The 14122-nt window shown below is 62.0% G+C and carries 11 protein-coding genes; 2 read left to right on the top strand and 9 right to left on the bottom strand.

The window, feature by feature from the left end; all coding sequences use genetic code 11:
* Positions 1-47 precede the first annotated feature (47 nt).
* The 8 genes from CAY35_RS05800 to CAY35_RS05765 form a co-directional block, all read right to left on the bottom strand.
* Positions 48-974: a cytochrome b/b6 domain-containing protein gene (locus CAY35_RS05800; RefSeq protein ID WP_109303734.1), complete on the bottom strand. Its 927-nt coding sequence runs from the start codon at positions 972-974 to the stop codon at positions 48-50.
* A gap of 182 nt (positions 975-1156) precedes the next feature.
* Positions 1157-1945: an ABC transporter ATP-binding protein gene (locus tag CAY35_RS05795; protein WP_109303733.1), complete on the bottom strand. Its 789-nt coding sequence runs from the start codon at positions 1943-1945 to the stop codon at positions 1157-1159.
* 10 nt (positions 1946-1955) lie between these two features.
* Positions 1956-2927, bottom strand: coding sequence for an ABC transporter permease (locus CAY35_RS05790; RefSeq protein WP_258265656.1), 972 nt, complete (start codon positions 2925-2927; stop codon positions 1956-1958).
* Positions 2928-3075: 148 nt separating this feature from the next.
* Complete coding sequence (locus CAY35_RS05785; RefSeq protein ID WP_109303732.1) at positions 3076-4059, bottom strand: ABC transporter substrate-binding protein; 984 nt, start codon at positions 4057-4059, stop codon at positions 3076-3078.
* Positions 4060-4387: 328 nt separating this feature from the next.
* The gene (locus tag CAY35_RS05780) at positions 4388-5818 is read right to left on the bottom strand and encodes an aldehyde dehydrogenase family protein (protein ID WP_109303731.1); all 1431 of its coding nucleotides are present in this window, start codon (positions 5816-5818) and stop codon (positions 4388-4390) included.
* Positions 5819-5974: 156 nt separating this feature from the next.
* Complete coding sequence (locus CAY35_RS05775) at positions 5975-7510, bottom strand: APC family permease (protein WP_109303730.1); 1536 nt, start codon at positions 7508-7510, stop codon at positions 5975-5977.
* Between the two features lie 224 nt (positions 7511-7734).
* The gene (locus CAY35_RS05770) at positions 7735-8718 is read right to left on the bottom strand and encodes an AraC-like ligand-binding domain-containing protein (RefSeq protein WP_109303729.1); all 984 of its coding nucleotides are present in this window, start codon (positions 8716-8718) and stop codon (positions 7735-7737) included.
* 12 nt (positions 8719-8730) lie between these two features.
* The gene (locus CAY35_RS05765) at positions 8731-9360 is read right to left on the bottom strand and encodes a TetR/AcrR family transcriptional regulator (protein WP_109303728.1); all 630 of its coding nucleotides are present in this window, start codon (positions 9358-9360) and stop codon (positions 8731-8733) included.
* 216 nt (positions 9361-9576) lie between these two features.
* Here CAY35_RS05765 and CAY35_RS05760 point away from each other — a divergent pair, with 216 nt between their 5' ends.
* Both CAY35_RS05760 and CAY35_RS05755 read left to right on the top strand, forming a co-directional pair.
* Positions 9577-11550, top strand: a complete 1974-nt coding sequence (locus CAY35_RS05760; RefSeq protein ID WP_109303727.1) for a primary-amine oxidase — start codon at positions 9577-9579, stop codon at positions 11548-11550.
* Positions 11551-11697: 147 nt separating this feature from the next.
* Positions 11698-12594, top strand: a complete 897-nt coding sequence (locus tag CAY35_RS05755; RefSeq protein ID WP_109303726.1) for an NAD(P)-dependent oxidoreductase — start codon at positions 11698-11700, stop codon at positions 12592-12594.
* A 140-nt stretch (positions 12595-12734) separates the two neighbouring features.
* Here CAY35_RS05755 and CAY35_RS05750 read toward each other — a convergent pair whose 3' ends face one another.
* Positions 12735-14114 carry an NAD-dependent succinate-semialdehyde dehydrogenase gene (locus CAY35_RS05750; protein WP_109303725.1) on the bottom strand — a complete coding sequence of 460 codons (1380 nt, stop codon included), beginning with the start codon at positions 14112-14114 and terminating at the stop codon, positions 12735-12737.
* Between the last annotated feature and the right edge of the window lie 8 nt (positions 14115-14122).

The following is a 14122-nucleotide window of genomic DNA, read 5'->3' as shown; positions in this document are numbered from 1 at the left end:
GGTCAGTGGCGTGCAACCCAGCGAGGCGCGGCTTAGCGAACCGTGACCTAGCGGGTCGTGACCTTGCCGTGGGTCGCGGCGATAGGCCGTAGAACCGGCGTTGTTGCGGCAGCAGTTAGGCCCACCGCAACAACCGTGGAGATCACGAAGCCCCAGAAACCAACCCACGAGGTGTCAGCGGTCCCTGCGAACATGTGGTTGAGGTTCTGCCGCATCCCCGTGGTGAACACGAGGAACACGTGGAACACTACGAACCCAATGAACACAACAACTACCGGGAAGTGCAGGCCGCGAGCGACCTTAGCTGACACGACCTTATTGAGCTTCGGGGCGTCCTTAGGCCAGAAGCTCGAGAGCCGCAGGCCCGAGATGATCGCCAGCGGCGCCGCGATAAACACGACCACAAAGTATGCGAGTAGCTGCAGTGAGTTATAGGCGCCCCACGATTCGGTGAGCGGCCAGTCCAGCGAAAGATACTGCAGGCCTGCGGAGACCGCGTTCGGGAAGACATCCCAGCTGGTCGGCACCAAGCGGCCCCAGCGGCCGGTCGAGAACAGAAGCACCACGTAGACGAGCCCGTTGACAACCCACAGAACGTCAACGAACTGGTGCCACCACAGCAAGAACGGGATCTTGCGACCGCCGCGCTTGCTCGGTGTCCAATACGCGGGGTGCTTGCGCGCACCGATCGCGCGTTTCTCCATCCCGGAACGCATCAGAAGCAGGATGAACAGGAAGTTCAGGTAGTGCGTGATGCGCACCCACAGCGGGAATCCGGGCTCGCTGAACGCAGGCGGTTCTGAGGTGCCTGGATAGCGTTGAATGAACTGCTCAACGGCGTCGAGGCTCCGCAGTCCGCGGGCGGCAAGCACAAGTACCGCGACAACAACGATCGCGCCGAGCACCAGCGCACCGATCTTGACGGCAGGGTTCATGGGCGGGCGTTGTCCGCGCTTAACAGACTGTGTGGGCATACTCTTCAAGATACCGCGCCTCACGTCTGTGCGGTAAATACTCGCGGCGCGCGGCCTTTAGATGGACCGCGGTGCCTTAACGCACGATGCGGTGCACACCTTGCGTGAGGTGTGCACCGCATCGTGCTGTTGGCTAGCTTGGCTGCCGGATTGGGCCAGCTGAGGCTAACGCCAGCCTTCTTTTATGCAAGCAGGGAACGGTCGGAGAGCTCTCCGCCGATCTTGTCGAACTCTGCCAGGAGGCTCGAGACGGTTGCGTTCTTCTTCTCTTCGCCGTCGAGTTCGAGGATGATCTGCCCGTCGTGCATCATGATGAGGCGGTTGCCCAGCTGGATCGCTTGTTCCATGTTGTGGGTGACCATGAGCGTGGTGAGCTGGTCGCGTTCCACGATCTCGCCGGTCAGACGCGAGACGAGCGCTGCGCGCTGCGGGTCGAGCGCCGCGGTGTGTTCGTCAAGGAGCAGGATCTGCGGGTGCGTCATAGTTGCCATGAGCAGGCTGAGCGCCTGACGCTGACCACCCGAAAGCAACCCGACCGGGGTTTTCATGCGGTTCTCGAGCCCGAGCTCGAGGGTTTCGAGCGCGGTGCGGAACTGAGCACGATCCTTCGAGGACACGGCTTTCTGTAGGCCGCGGCTACGAACGCGGGAGACCGCAACCGAGAGGTTCTCTTCGATCGTGAGGCCAGGCGCGGTACCGGCCATCGGGTCCTGGAACACGCGCGCGACCCACAGGGCCCGCTTGTGTTCCTTGATCTTCGTGACGTCCTTACCGTTGATCGCTACCTTGCCGGTGTCCGGGCGCAAACGCCCACCGATCATGTTGAGCAGCGTCGACTTACCTGCACCGTTGGAGCCGATCACGGTCACGAAGTCACCGTTGTTGAGCTTCAAGTTGATATTGCGCAGGGCTTTGCGTTCGTTGACGGTTCCCGGGAAGAACGTGCGGGAGAGGTTCTGAATTTCAAGCATGTGTCTCTCCTTATGCCTTGGCCTTAGCTGGGGTGTCAGCGTCGTCTGGAAGTCCGGCTTCAGCTTCCGTTTGTTCGCGGCGGAGCTTGCGGCCCTTCATCTTCTTGAAGATTTCGAGGCGTGGCAGCAGCAACGCGATGACGACGAGGACCGCGGATGCAAGCTTCATGTCCGATGCTGGGAGGCCCGCGCCGAGTGCGATCTGCAGAACCCAGCGGTAGAGGATCGAACCGGCAACACACGCGAGGACTGCCTGCCATACGCGGCGCTGACCGAAGATCGCCTGACCGACGATAACGGAGGCCAGACCGATCACGATCAGACCAATACCCATCGTGGCGTCTGCGATCGACTGGTACTGGGCCAGGAATGCACCCGAGACTGCGACGAGGCCGTTCGAGATCGCGAGGCCGAGGATCTTCTGGTTGTCCGTGTTGACGCGGAACGAGGTTGCCATCTGGCTGTTGTTACCGGTTGCACGCAGCGCGAGGCCGGTGCGGGTGTGCAGGAACCAGATGAGGACGAATGAGACCGCGAGAACGCCTACGAGCAACAGACCGGAACCGACCCAGTTGTCGCGCAGAAGGCCGTTTTCTTCGAGCGGGGTCAGCATGGTGGTTTCACCGAGCAGTGGCTTGGCTGCGGAGTTCCCCATGATGTGCAGGTTGATCGAGTACAACGCAATCATCATGATGATGGACGCGAGCAGGCCATCGATCTTGCCCTTGGTGTGCAGGATGCCGGTGAGCGAGCCTGCGATAGCGCCCGCGCCGAATGCCATGAGCATTGCGAGCCATGGGGGCACGCCTGCGACGATCGCGGCGGCTGCGGTTGCGCCGCCGGTCGTGAAAGAACCGTCGACGGTGAGGTCAGGGAAACCGAGGACACGGAAGGTCAGGTAGACCCCGAGGGCTGCGATGCCGTAGATCAGCCCAAGCTCCGTTCCGGAGGGTAGCTGAGCCAGCATGTCGCTGAAAAACATGGTGTGTGCTCCTGCATGCGTGGTGGTGTTCTCACAGTTCGGCGGTGCAGAGGGCTGTGTACTGCTCCCTGCACCGCCGCTGTTGTCTTCGGTGAAGCGTGGCGTGCGCTGGGCTTCACGTCAGGGTTTTGAGTGATCCGTGGGTGGATCAGTACTTTTCGGCTGCCTTGTCGACGAGGTCCTTCGGAAGTTCGATTCCGGCCTTCTTAGCTGCGGTCTCGTTGACGTAGACGTCGTATTCCGACTGAGTTTCGACAGCCATCTCTTCTGGCTTCGCTTCGCCCTTGAGGACCTTCGCGGCCATCGCGCCGGTCTGTTCGCCGAGCTTCATGTAGTTGATGCCGACGGTTGCGGTTGCGCCGCGCTTGACGGAGTCACCTTCTGCCGCGATGGTTGGGATCTTCTTGTTCTCTGCGACCTTCAGGAGGGACTCGAGGGATGCAACGACCATGTTGTCGGTTGGCACGTAGAACGCGTCAACGTTGAGGGAGGTTGCAGCCTGGGATACCTCGGAGGATGCGGAGATTGCCTTGGCTTCAACGGTCATGCCGAGCTTGGTTGCGGCTTCCTTAGCCCACTCAACCTGAACCTTGGAGTTCTGCTCTGCTGAGGAGTAGACGATACCGATCTTCTTAGCGTCTGGGTTGATCTGCTTGAGCAGTTCGAGCTGCTCTTCAACTGGGTTCGCATCCGAAGTACCGGTGACGTTCTTGCCTGGCTTTTCGAGCGAGTCGACGAGCTTAGCGTCAACTGGGTCGGTGACCGCGGTGAAGAGGATCGGACGATCCTTGACGGCCTGCGAGAGGACCTGCGCGCTTGGGGTTGCGATAGCGAGGATCAGGTCGGACTTACCGGTCGAGATCTGGGAACCGATCTGGGCGTTGTTAGCGGCTTCGCCCTGTGCGTTGTATTCCTTGACCTCGGCGTCGATGCCGTTGTCCTTGAGGCCCTTCTTGAAGCCTTCGTTAGCTGCGTCGAGCGACGGGTGCTTAACGAACTGGACGATGTCGACCTTCTTCTTTTCGCCACCGTTGGAGCCGCCGCCGTTGGAATCGTCGCCGGAGCAGGCAGACAAACCGAGAGCTGCAATTGCGGCTACAGCCGCGAGGGATGTTGCGCGAGTACGCTTCATGGTTTTCTTCCCGTCATGTCAAAGATGAGAGTGTGATGTGAACTTTGTCACAGAAAGTAATCAAAGATCAGCCAGATACGAAAGATTGACGACATTGTGCCGTTTTCTTTGGACGAACTGTTCTTGATGCAACCTAATTCTACTCATAATTCCACTACTTTTATGCTCTTGGTCACGTTTCCAATCTGTGTGACGCAAAGCTGAATCATGCAAGAAACACAGAGAGGGGTTTTAGGACGCCCCGCAAGGCACCCCAAAACCCCTCTCAGAAACGCCTACATACGACACCCAGGGGTAGAGCCACCCCGGCGCCGCGGCGCCGCCGCAATCAGTAGTTGATCACGTGTGGCTGTGCGACTTCCTTGAGGCCTTCCATCGCGAACTCGACGCCGTAACCGGACTGCTTAGCGCCACCGAACGGCATGCGAGGGTCGATCGCGCCGTGCTTGTTGATCCACGTGGTGCCAGCTTCGAGGCGGTTAGCGACCTCAAGGGCGCGCTCGCGGTTCGAGGACCATACAGACGAGCCCAGGCCGACCTCGAGGCCGTTCGCCATCTCGATGGCTTCCTCAATATCCGTGTAGCGGATGATCGGCAGAGCCGGGCCGAACTGTTCTTCAGCGACGAGCGGGTTGTCGTTGTCGATGTCGGCAACCAGGGTCGTTGGGTAGAAGAAGCCAGCTTCGTCCGCTGGGCGTTCCTCGCCGCCGGTTACGATGCGGGCGCCGCTGTCCTTAGCGGCCTGAACCAAGCGCTTGACGATGTCGAGCTGCATCTGGTTCTGCAGTGGGCCGAGCACGTTCTCCTCGCCCAGGCCAACACCCATCGGCATCGCTTCAGCGACCTTGCGCAGTTCCTCGACAACCTCGTCGTAGATCGAGTCAGGTACGTAGAGACGCTTGAGTGCCGCACAGGTCTGGCCAGTGTTGATGAACGCGCCCCAGAACAAGTCCTGAGCGATCGCAGCTGGGTCGACGTCATCGAGCACGATGCCGGCGTCGTTACCGCCGAGCTCAAGGGTTACGCGCTTGAGGGTTTCAGCGGACGCCTTAGCGATAGCCTTACCGGTTTCGATCGAACCGGTGAACATGATCTTATCGATGTCCTTGTGGGCGGTGAACGCCTCACCCACGTCGCGACCACCAGCGATGACCTGAACGAGGCCCTCAGGCAGGACGCGGTTCATGACGTTAACCATCGCGAGCACCGAAAGCGGGGTGTACTCGGAAGGCTTGATGACAGTAGCGTTACCCATCTTGAGGTTCGGCGCGATCTGCCACATCGTGATCATCATCGGCCAGTTCCACGGGCCAACAGCGCCAACCACGCCGAGCGGGCGCCAGTGCAGTTCAGCCTTACCGGATTCGTCGTCGAACAGGACCTCTGGCTTGACCTCGATCGCGGCGGTTGCACGCAACCAAGCGGAGCACGCGCCGACCTCGAAGCGAGCGTTCGGGCCGTTGAGCGGCTTACCCTGCTCGCGGGAGAGCAACTGAGCGAGCTGTTCAGCGTTCTCGTCGAGCGCATCGGCGACCGCCATCATGACGTTGGTGCGGTCCTCGATGGACTTAGCGGCCCAGGCCTTCTGCGCCTCGCGTGCCTTGACCACTGCGCGGTCGAGGTCCTCAACGGTTGGCTCTGGCGCGTAGCCGACAAGTTCGCCGGTCGCTGGGTCCTTGATTTCGCGACCTTCGGTTGGAAGGTCGAACGCTGCGCGAAGCTCTTCGGCGGTTGCGTAGGTGACGTTTTCTGCAGTCATGACACTCCTTGTGTGTATGAGGCTGTGTGTAAAGCTCGCCTTGGTGAGGCGCAGCTCACATCTATGTGTTTAAACCTATCCCGCGCCGTGCGGGAAGGTCGATTCGGTTGGATGGACGATGGGGGATTCAGTTCGGTTGCTAGTTCAGTTGTGGCTTCAGTTCCGTTCTGTTGGCTCCCATTCGAGCTCTGCGGCCTCACCGCCACCGAGCTTGAGGTAACGCTCAGGGCGAGCTGAACGCAGCCACGCCGCCCAGATTCCGCCGAAGAGCGCTGCGAGAACCACGAGGCCCGGCAGGATCCAGTTGAGCGGGCTGGTTTCGGAGATGCCGACGAGGAACGAGAAGTTCGTGATGATGAGCACCACGACACCACTCAGGCTGAGTCCCGCAAGCAGCGGCGCAACGAACCTGGTCCACATCGAGGCTTCCGGGGCGTTGGTTCCCAGGTAGGCCATCGCCGCGAAGCTCGTGAGTGCCATGAGCGCGATGAGGCCGAAGGACCCGACGTTGGTGAGCCACGTGAACAGCGTCACGACCGGGAACATAATCGGATCTTCAGATCCGGAGCCGGCGATCGCGAAGACGATGAGTACGGCGAGCGCGATCGAGGACTGGCAGATCGAGCCGAGCGCTGGCGCCTGGCCGCGGCCGAGTGAGATCGCGAGGAACTTAGGCATCGCGCCTTCACGCGCTAGGGTACGCAGGTAGCGCGCCACGACGTTGTGGAACGAGATGAGGGCTGCGATGAGCGAGGTCACGAACATGACCTGCGCGAAAACCACGAGGCTGTTCGGGATGTGCGCGCTGAACAGCGAGAACACAACACCCGGGCCTTGTTCGCCGGCTTCTGCGACGGTCTTTTCCGGGGTGAGGACCATGATCATGGCCCATGCGGAGACCGCGTAGAAGATCGCTACAGCGATCACGGCGCCGAAGGTTGCGCGGCGGACCGTGTTCTCTGGGTCCTTGACCTCTTCAACGTAGACAGATCCGGATTCGAAGCCCATGAACGCGGCCATCGAGAACGCGAGGACCGCGCCAACACCTGGCGCGAACAGATCTCCGAGCATGAAGCCGTCAGCGGAGAGGCCGGCCGGGGCGTCGATGACTGCGAAGAAGTCGTAGGCGAACACGATGATGAACTCGATGATGACGAGGACGCCGAGGACCTTAGCGGAAAGGTCAACCGAGTTGACGCCGAGGATACCCACGAGCACCCAACCGGCTAGGGCGTAGACCCACCATGGGACGTCGATACCGAAGAGTGCGTTGAAGGTGTCCGCGGACGCGAACCCGAACATGCCGTAGATGCCGACCTGCATCGCGTTATATGCGAGCAGCGCGACCCATGCCGCGGAGACGCCGGTCACGCGGCCGAGCCCGCGGGCTACGTAGGCGTAGAACGCGCCGGCGGTGCGGACACGCGCGGAGAGCGCGGCATAGCCGACCGCGAACAGCGCAAGGATCACGCCGAGGATAAGGAAGCTCAGCGGAACACCGAGCAGGCCGGTCACGCCGTAGTTAGAGCTGACACCGCCCGCGAGCACGGTGAGCGGCGCGGACGCCGCGATAATCATGAGCGCGAGCGAGAAGGTTCCGATGCGCTTGGATGCTGGCGGCCGGACGCTCTGTTGCGCTGGGTTGTTTTGCGCTGGCGCTGGCGTAGCTGACCCCGTGGTTTCAGCGGTCATGTGGCACCTCACTGTGAAAATGGGGCCGAGAGACGTTCCGGTACAGAGGTCCCGCAGCCACCCAGGAACGATATGTGATGTGGCTCACCATCATGCTCGCGCGAGTTCCTGCCATCTAGTATTCCCGTGCACGCACCTTGCGTTTTTGTGCAGAGTTATTGAATGCATGCACAGCTTGAATGTGTGCACGGCCAGCAGACCGCCGCGGGCGTATAGCTTGAGCGCTAGCCAGCCAACCGCGCGGCTTCGCGCGCTTGCGAAGGCGTCTGCCGGAACTCAGCCTTGAACGCTCGGGAAAAATGCGCAGCGTCAGGGAATCCCCAGCGCGCACCAATATGCGATACCGGAACTCCCGCCAGCGCGGGGTCTTGGATTTCCTTGCGCGCCTCTTCGAGCCGGCGGGTTCGGATCCACGTCGCGACGGGAACGCCCATGGGCTCGAAGACCGTGTACAGCTGCCGCAACGACATGAAGTGCAACTGAGCAAGCGTTGAAGGGGTCAGCGACGGGTCGCGCAACTTCGATTCGATCGTGGCGCGGACCGCCGCCAAAGCGGAACCTTCAACAGCGTCCCTGCCGAAGTCCCGCTCGGCCTGCTCGAGGCACATCGCATCAATCAACCCCACAGAGTGCGCACACAGAGCGGCAAGCCCCGCGGCATCGCGCCGGCCAGCCGCGGCAGAGCCTTGCCGTGCAATGCGGTGCGAAAGTCCCGTGAGCAAAGGGGCCACAACATCGGCCATTCCGCCGTCTTCACCGAGGGCCAACGCAGTCAGGTCGCGGGCCGGCGCGGACAGGCGAGCGTACGGGAGCATCACGATGAGCATGCTCGAATCGTCCTCGACGACCATCGTGTACGGCTTGGAGGTGTCATAGACCGCGAGCCGCCCGGGGGTGAGTTCGAGCTCGCGACCACCCTGGATCAGGTAGGAACGCCCCGTTTCCTGGAGGGTGAACTTGAGCATCCCTCCCCCGCCCGCGGCAATCAGTTCCGGGGTTCGCTCCACGGCGTGCGCGGATGCGTCGATGCGGATGGCCGACGCCGCGGTGTGCTGGAAGCTCGCGAGCTTGGCGGTGAAGTTTCCGGCACGTGTTGCGTGGGCATGCAACGGCACGAAGGCTTGCGAAGACGCCCGCTGCCATTCCCCGAAGGAGCGGGCTACCGGCGAGCGCGTGATTGCGCCCTGCAAACGTGACGTGTACAACATATTGGGCTCAATCTACGCCGTTACCGGGGCAATGTCACGGGTTAGATCAGAGTCGCGGGCGAAGCCATCGAGGAGCATCTCGAGCTGCGCGGTCAGCATGTCAGGGAGCGCGTTCTGCGGCTCCATGGTGAGCACGACCTGCGCCCCGAGCATGAAGGTCACGAGCGCATCGGCGGCTTGGCGCGGATCCTGGGAGGGCGCGAACTCACCGGCATCTTGCGCTTCGATGAACCACGCGGCGATGCGTTTGCGCCAGGCGGTCATCGAGCGTTCGTGAATGGCTTTGAGTTCCGGGCTGTCGGTTGCGGCACCCCAGAAGGCGACGACGCCCGCGGCTTCTTTGCGGGTCTCACGTGTGAGCGGGAGGACTTCTCGGGCAAATGCTTCGATCGCGGCGCGGCCGGCGAGGTCCGCGCACGCGACGTCGGCGCGATCATTGGTGCGGTCGAATGCGGACTTATAGACCGCTTCCAGGAGTTTTTGTTTGCTCGCAAAGTAGGGCTTGATCGCTCCGTTGGCGAAGCCGGCTTCAGCGGCGATGTCCCGCATCGTGGCCGCTTCGAAACCTTCGCGCCCGATGAGCGCCCATGCGGCATCGACGATGTGTTCCCTGCGGGCTTGGTGGTCAACGACTTTCGGCATGGGCGTCCTTCAACGGCTCGGAAAGTATTTGGTCCAGATCACTTGCATGTAATGCGAATCACATTTATCGTCTACAAGTATAGAAAAACGTGGGGTGCCACGAAAGCTCAACCCACGCGATGCACAAGCCAGCATCACTCGGTTCAGACACCGGTTCACAAACCACCAACCACGCCATCGGGCGCACCGGCGCACGCGTGTCGAATTGGAGAAAGCATGTCGCAGACCATCACCCCAACCAACACGACCCCTGGGCACCACACCCTGCTGACCCCAGCAGAAGTGGAAACTGCCGTGGGCATCCTGCGCGAAGCAGGCAAGTTCAGCGAAGCAACCCGCCTCGCCTACATCGGCGTCGTCGACCCTGACTTCGACTTGCCGGAGGACGCCCCAGTCAACCGTCTGGTTCGCATCTTCCTGTATGACGCGGAACAGCAGAAGTCCTTCGACGCGACCGTTTCCGTGACCAACGGAACCGTTGAATGCCACCACGAAATCGACACCCAGGAATACGGCGAGCTGCCGGTCCTGGCTGAAGAGTTCCCGCTCGTGGAAGAGCTGCTCTCGACCCACCCCGAGTGGATCGCGGCACTCGAAAAGCGCGAGCTCAAGGTCGAGGACGTTCGTGTAGCCCCGCTGTCCGCCGGCGTGTTCGAATACCCGGAAGAGGCTGGCAAGCGTGTTCTGCGTGGCCTCGCTTTCGTACAGAAGCACGAATCCGATTCCGCTTGGGCGCACCCAATCGAAGGTCTGCTCGCCTACGTCGATGTGGGTAACAAGGAAGTCATGCAGGTCCTGGACTTCTTCGATCACCCAATCCCTGAAGATCACGGCAACTACATGACCCCGGAAGACACCGGGCACCCGCTGCGTGAAACGCAGAAGCCGATCGTCATCACCCAGCCTGAGGGTCCATCGTTCACCGTGACCAACGGCAACCACGTCGAATGGGAACGCTGGAGCCTCGACGTCGGCTTCGACATGCGTGACGGCCTCGTGCTGCACAACGTGTGCTTCGACGACCCAGTAAAGGGCCGCCGCCGCATCCTCAACCGCGCATCCATCGCAGAGATGGTGGTCCCGTACGGTGACCCAAGCCCAGTGCGCTCGTGGCAGAACTACTTCGACACGGGTGAGTACCTCATCGGCCAGTGCGCCAACTCGCTCGAGCTCGGCTGCGACTGCCTCGGCGACATCACCTACCTGTCCCCGACCATCGCGGACAACGACGGCAACCCGGTGACCATCACCAACGGCATCTGCATGCACGAGGAAGACTACTCGCTGCTCGCTAAGCACACCGACCTGTGGGCAGACACCGCCTACACCCGCCGTAACCGCCGCATGGTGTTCTCGATCTTCACCACCGTTGGTAACTACGACTACGGCTTCTACTGGTACCTCTACCTCGACGGCAACATCGAGTTCGAGGCCAAAGCCACCGGCATCGTGTTCACCTCCGGCTACACGGGCGACCCACGCTACAACAGCGAAATCGCTCCAGGCCTGGGTGCGCCGTTCCACCAGCACCAGTTCGCGGCACGCCTCGACTTCGCACTCGACGGCGGGCCAACCCGCGTCGAGGAAGAAGATGCCGTGCGCGTGCCGGTGTCCGTGGACAACCCGCGCGGTAACGCGTTCACCCGCAAGCGCACCGTGCTCACCAAGGAATCTGAGGCGGTACGCGATCCGGACAGCTCGGTGGGCCGTTCGTGGGTCATCTCCAACCCAGAGTCCACCAACCGTTTGGGCCACCCTGTTGCCTACAAGCTGCACCCAGCCGGCACGCCGCTGCTCTTGGCGGACCACGAGGACTCCTCGATCGGCCGCCGCGCAACCGTGATGTGCCACGGACTGTGGGTCACCCGCTACGCGAAGGAAGAGAAATACCCGACCGGTGACTACCCGAACCAGAACCCGGGTAAGCACGGCATCAAGCAGTGGATCGAAGCTGACCGCGACATCGACACCCAGCAGAACGTCGTGTGGCACTCCTTCGGCCTGACCCACTTCCCACGCCCTGAGGACTGGCCGATCATGCCGGTCGACACGGTCGGGTTCAAGCTGCGCCCAGACGGCTTCTTCGACCGCTCCCCTGTCCTGGACGTTCCTGCGCCAGAGAAGCAGCAGGTGTGTTGCGTGACCGACGGCAGCGACTCCAACGACGCCGGATGCGGTTGCTCCCACTAGCGGCTGATTCGCATTAGTTCATGTTCGCCCCGGGTCTTCGCGTGAAGACCCGGGGCGAACTGCGTTCGCGGGTTCGTTGGGGTTGGCACCGTTCGTTGGCTCCAGCCGCTTGTTGGCTTGAACGCGGCAATGCGAGAGACTTAACGCATGAAGATTGCTTTTCTTGGTACTGGCCGGATGGGCACCGAGCTCGCCCGTAAATTGCTCGCAGATCATGAGGTGACGGTGTGGAACCGCTCGGCTGAGCGTGCGCAGCCGCTCGTGGAGGAGGGTGCCGCGCTCGCTGAGTCTGCCGCCGATGCGGTGGCTGGCGCGGACGTCGTCGTTTCGTGTTTGTTTGGCCCTGATGTGGTGCGTGAGGTCATCACGGGCGCGGGCTTGATCCCGGACGGTGTGCCGTGGCTTGATGCCACGACGGTGGGCATGGAGGATGCGCGCGAGTTCGCTGCCGCGGTTCCGAGCTATGTTGCGACCCCGGTGGTGGGCACGTTGGGTCCGGCTCGTGCGGGCAAGCTCGGAGTGTATGTGGGTTCCCAGGATGAGAGCGTGCGCACCCAGGCCGCCGATGTGGTGGCTGTGTGGGCTGATCCGGCTCGTTTGCGTGTGGTTGATTCCGCAGAGAAGGCTACCGCGGGCAAGTTGCTCGCGAACCTCGCGTTGGCGGTTTCGGCGCAGGGCCTGCGTGAGGCTCTGACGTTGGGCGCCGCGGCTGGGTTGGATGGCTCGGAGACCCTGGACATGTTGGATTCGACCGGCCTCGCGTTCATCGCGAACATGAAGCGCCCGTTCGTTGAGGGTGAGCGGGTGACCTCACCGGGTGATTTCACGGTGGACGCGATCGCTAAGGACGCTCGCTTGATGCTCGCCGCCGTGGCGGGTTCGGAGCGTTTCGGTGAGCTGTACGAGCAGGGCGCGGTTGATGCCGATGCGTTCGATGCGAACATGCCCGCCGTGCATGCCGCTCTGCGTTCGCTGGATGCGGCTCAGGAGACGGGCCGCGGTGACCGCGACTTCTCCACGATCTTCGTAGACGGCGCGGAGTAGAGATCGCGGAGCAGAAGGCGCGGAGTAACACTCCTCTTAAACGCGAGTGGCGGGCGGTTCGTGTGAACCGCCCGCCACTGCTGTTTTAGCCGAAGCTGTTGTTAGCGGACGCCACTGGCGTCAGCACCAGCGTCAGTCGCTTACTTGTTGAAGCACATGAGGCGCTTGTTGACGAACTCGTCGATGCCGAGCTTGCCGAGCTCACGACCGAAGCCGGAGCCCTTGACGCCACCGAATGGCATGTCGACGTCTTCGAAGGTTGGGCCGTTGACGCCGACCATGCCGGCTTCGATGCCCTCGGCGAAGCGTTCTGCGCGGCCTTCCTCGACAGCGAACACTGCGGAGCCGAGGCCGTACGCGGTGTCGTTCGCGAGTTCGAGCGCTTCCTCATCGGAGGAAACCTTGTAGACGCTCAAGACTGGGCCGAACAGCTCTTCCTTGTAGCCGGTGGTGTCCTTCGGGATGTCGGTCAGGACGGCTGGCTGGACGTAGAAGCCTGGGCGGTCGAGTCGGGTTCCGCCGACGCGCAGGGTCGCGCCTTCGGAGACCGCCTTTTCGAGCTGCTCCACGAGGCGGTCAGCTGCCTTCTCGGAGGACAGCGGACCGAACACGTTCTCGCCCTTCTCCATTGGGTCGTGTGGCTGCAGCTTCTCGGTTTCCTTGATCAGTTCGTCGAGGAACTCGTCGTAGATGTCCTCCATGATGATGAGGCGCTTGTTCGAGTTGCATGCCTGGCCGGTGTTCTCGAAGCGGATCGCGATCGCGTCGCGGGCCGCCTGGCGTGGATCCTTGCTCGAGAGGATCACGTACGGGTCGTTACCGCCGAGCTCAAGAACGGACTTCTTGAGGGCCTTGCCTGCAGTCGCGCCAACCTCGCGGCCTGCGCGTTCCGAACCGGTCAGCGAGACACCCGCAACCTGTGGGTTCTCGATGAGCGATGCGATCTGCTCGTGGGACGCGAAGATGTTCTGGTAGACGCCTTCCGGAACGCCCGCATCGTCCATGATCTTCTGGATAGCCAGCGCCGAGTCCGGGGTGGATTCCGCGTGCTTGAGCAGCACGACGTTACCGAGCATGAGGTTAGGGCCAGCGAAACGTGCAACCTGGTAGTACGGGTAGTTCCACGGCATGACACCCACGAGTGGGCCGAGCGGACGCTTCTGGATGACGGCCTTGCCGTCTTCGTCGTCCTTGATGACCTCGTCAGCGAGGAGCTCTTCGGCGTTCTCTACGTAGTAGCGGATGATTTCGCCAGAGAACGCGGCCTCACCGCGGGCTTCGCCGAATGGCTTACCCATTTCCTTGGTCGCGATTTCGCCGAGTTCGCGGCGGCGCTCAACGAACAGGTCGGCGACCTTCGCGAGGATCTCACTGCGCTCCTTGATGCTCTTGGCGCGCCATTCCTTGTAGCCCTTGACGGCCTTGTCGAGGGCCGCGCTGATTTCGGCGTCAGTGGTGTGTGGGTATTCGTTGTTGACCTGGCCGGTTGCCGGGTTGATGCCAACGTAGGACTGGGACATTGTTCCTG

It is taken from the genome of Pseudoglutamicibacter cumminsii (assembly GCF_003143995.1).
Classification (GTDB): Bacteria; Actinomycetota; Actinomycetes; order Actinomycetales; family Micrococcaceae; genus Pseudoglutamicibacter; species Pseudoglutamicibacter cumminsii_B.
Note: the sequence above shows the minus strand (reverse complement) of the source record. Positions and strands in the feature narration are given on the sequence as shown.

Bases quoted from the DNA above. Each gene is read 5' to 3' on its own strand.
- CAY35_RS05790 (WP_258265656.1), bottom strand. From the start codon at position 2,927: ATGTTTTTCAGCGACATGCTGGCTCAGCTACCCTCCGGAACGGAGCTT.
- CAY35_RS05755 (WP_109303726.1), top strand. From the start codon at position 11,698: ATGAAGATTGCTTTTCTTGGTACTGGCCGGATGGGCACCGAGCTCGCC.
- CAY35_RS05780 (WP_109303731.1), bottom strand. From the start codon at position 5,818: ATGACTGCAGAAAACGTCACCTACGCAACCGCCGAAGAGCTTCGCGCA.
- CAY35_RS05750 (WP_109303725.1), bottom strand. From the start codon at position 14,114: ATGTCCCAGTCCTACGTTGGCATCAACCCGGCAACCGGCCAGGTCAAC.
- CAY35_RS05800 (WP_109303734.1), bottom strand. From the start codon at position 974: ATGCCCACACAGTCTGTTAAGCGCGGACAACGCCCGCCCATGAACCCT.
- CAY35_RS05765 (WP_109303728.1), bottom strand. From the start codon at position 9,360: ATGCCGAAAGTCGTTGACCACCAAGCCCGCAGGGAACACATCGTCGAT.
- CAY35_RS05775 (WP_109303730.1), bottom strand. From the start codon at position 7,510: ATGACCGCTGAAACCACGGGGTCAGCTACGCCAGCGCCAGCGCAAAAC.
- CAY35_RS05760 (WP_109303727.1), top strand. From the start codon at position 9,577: ATGTCGCAGACCATCACCCCAACCAACACGACCCCTGGGCACCACACC.
- CAY35_RS05785 (WP_109303732.1), bottom strand. From the start codon at position 4,059: ATGAAGCGTACTCGCGCAACATCCCTCGCGGCTGTAGCCGCAATTGCA.
- CAY35_RS05770 (WP_109303729.1), bottom strand. From the start codon at position 8,718: ATGTTGTACACGTCACGTTTGCAGGGCGCAATCACGCGCTCGCCGGTA.
- CAY35_RS05795 (WP_109303733.1), bottom strand. From the start codon at position 1,945: ATGCTTGAAATTCAGAACCTCTCCCGCACGTTCTTCCCGGGAACCGTC.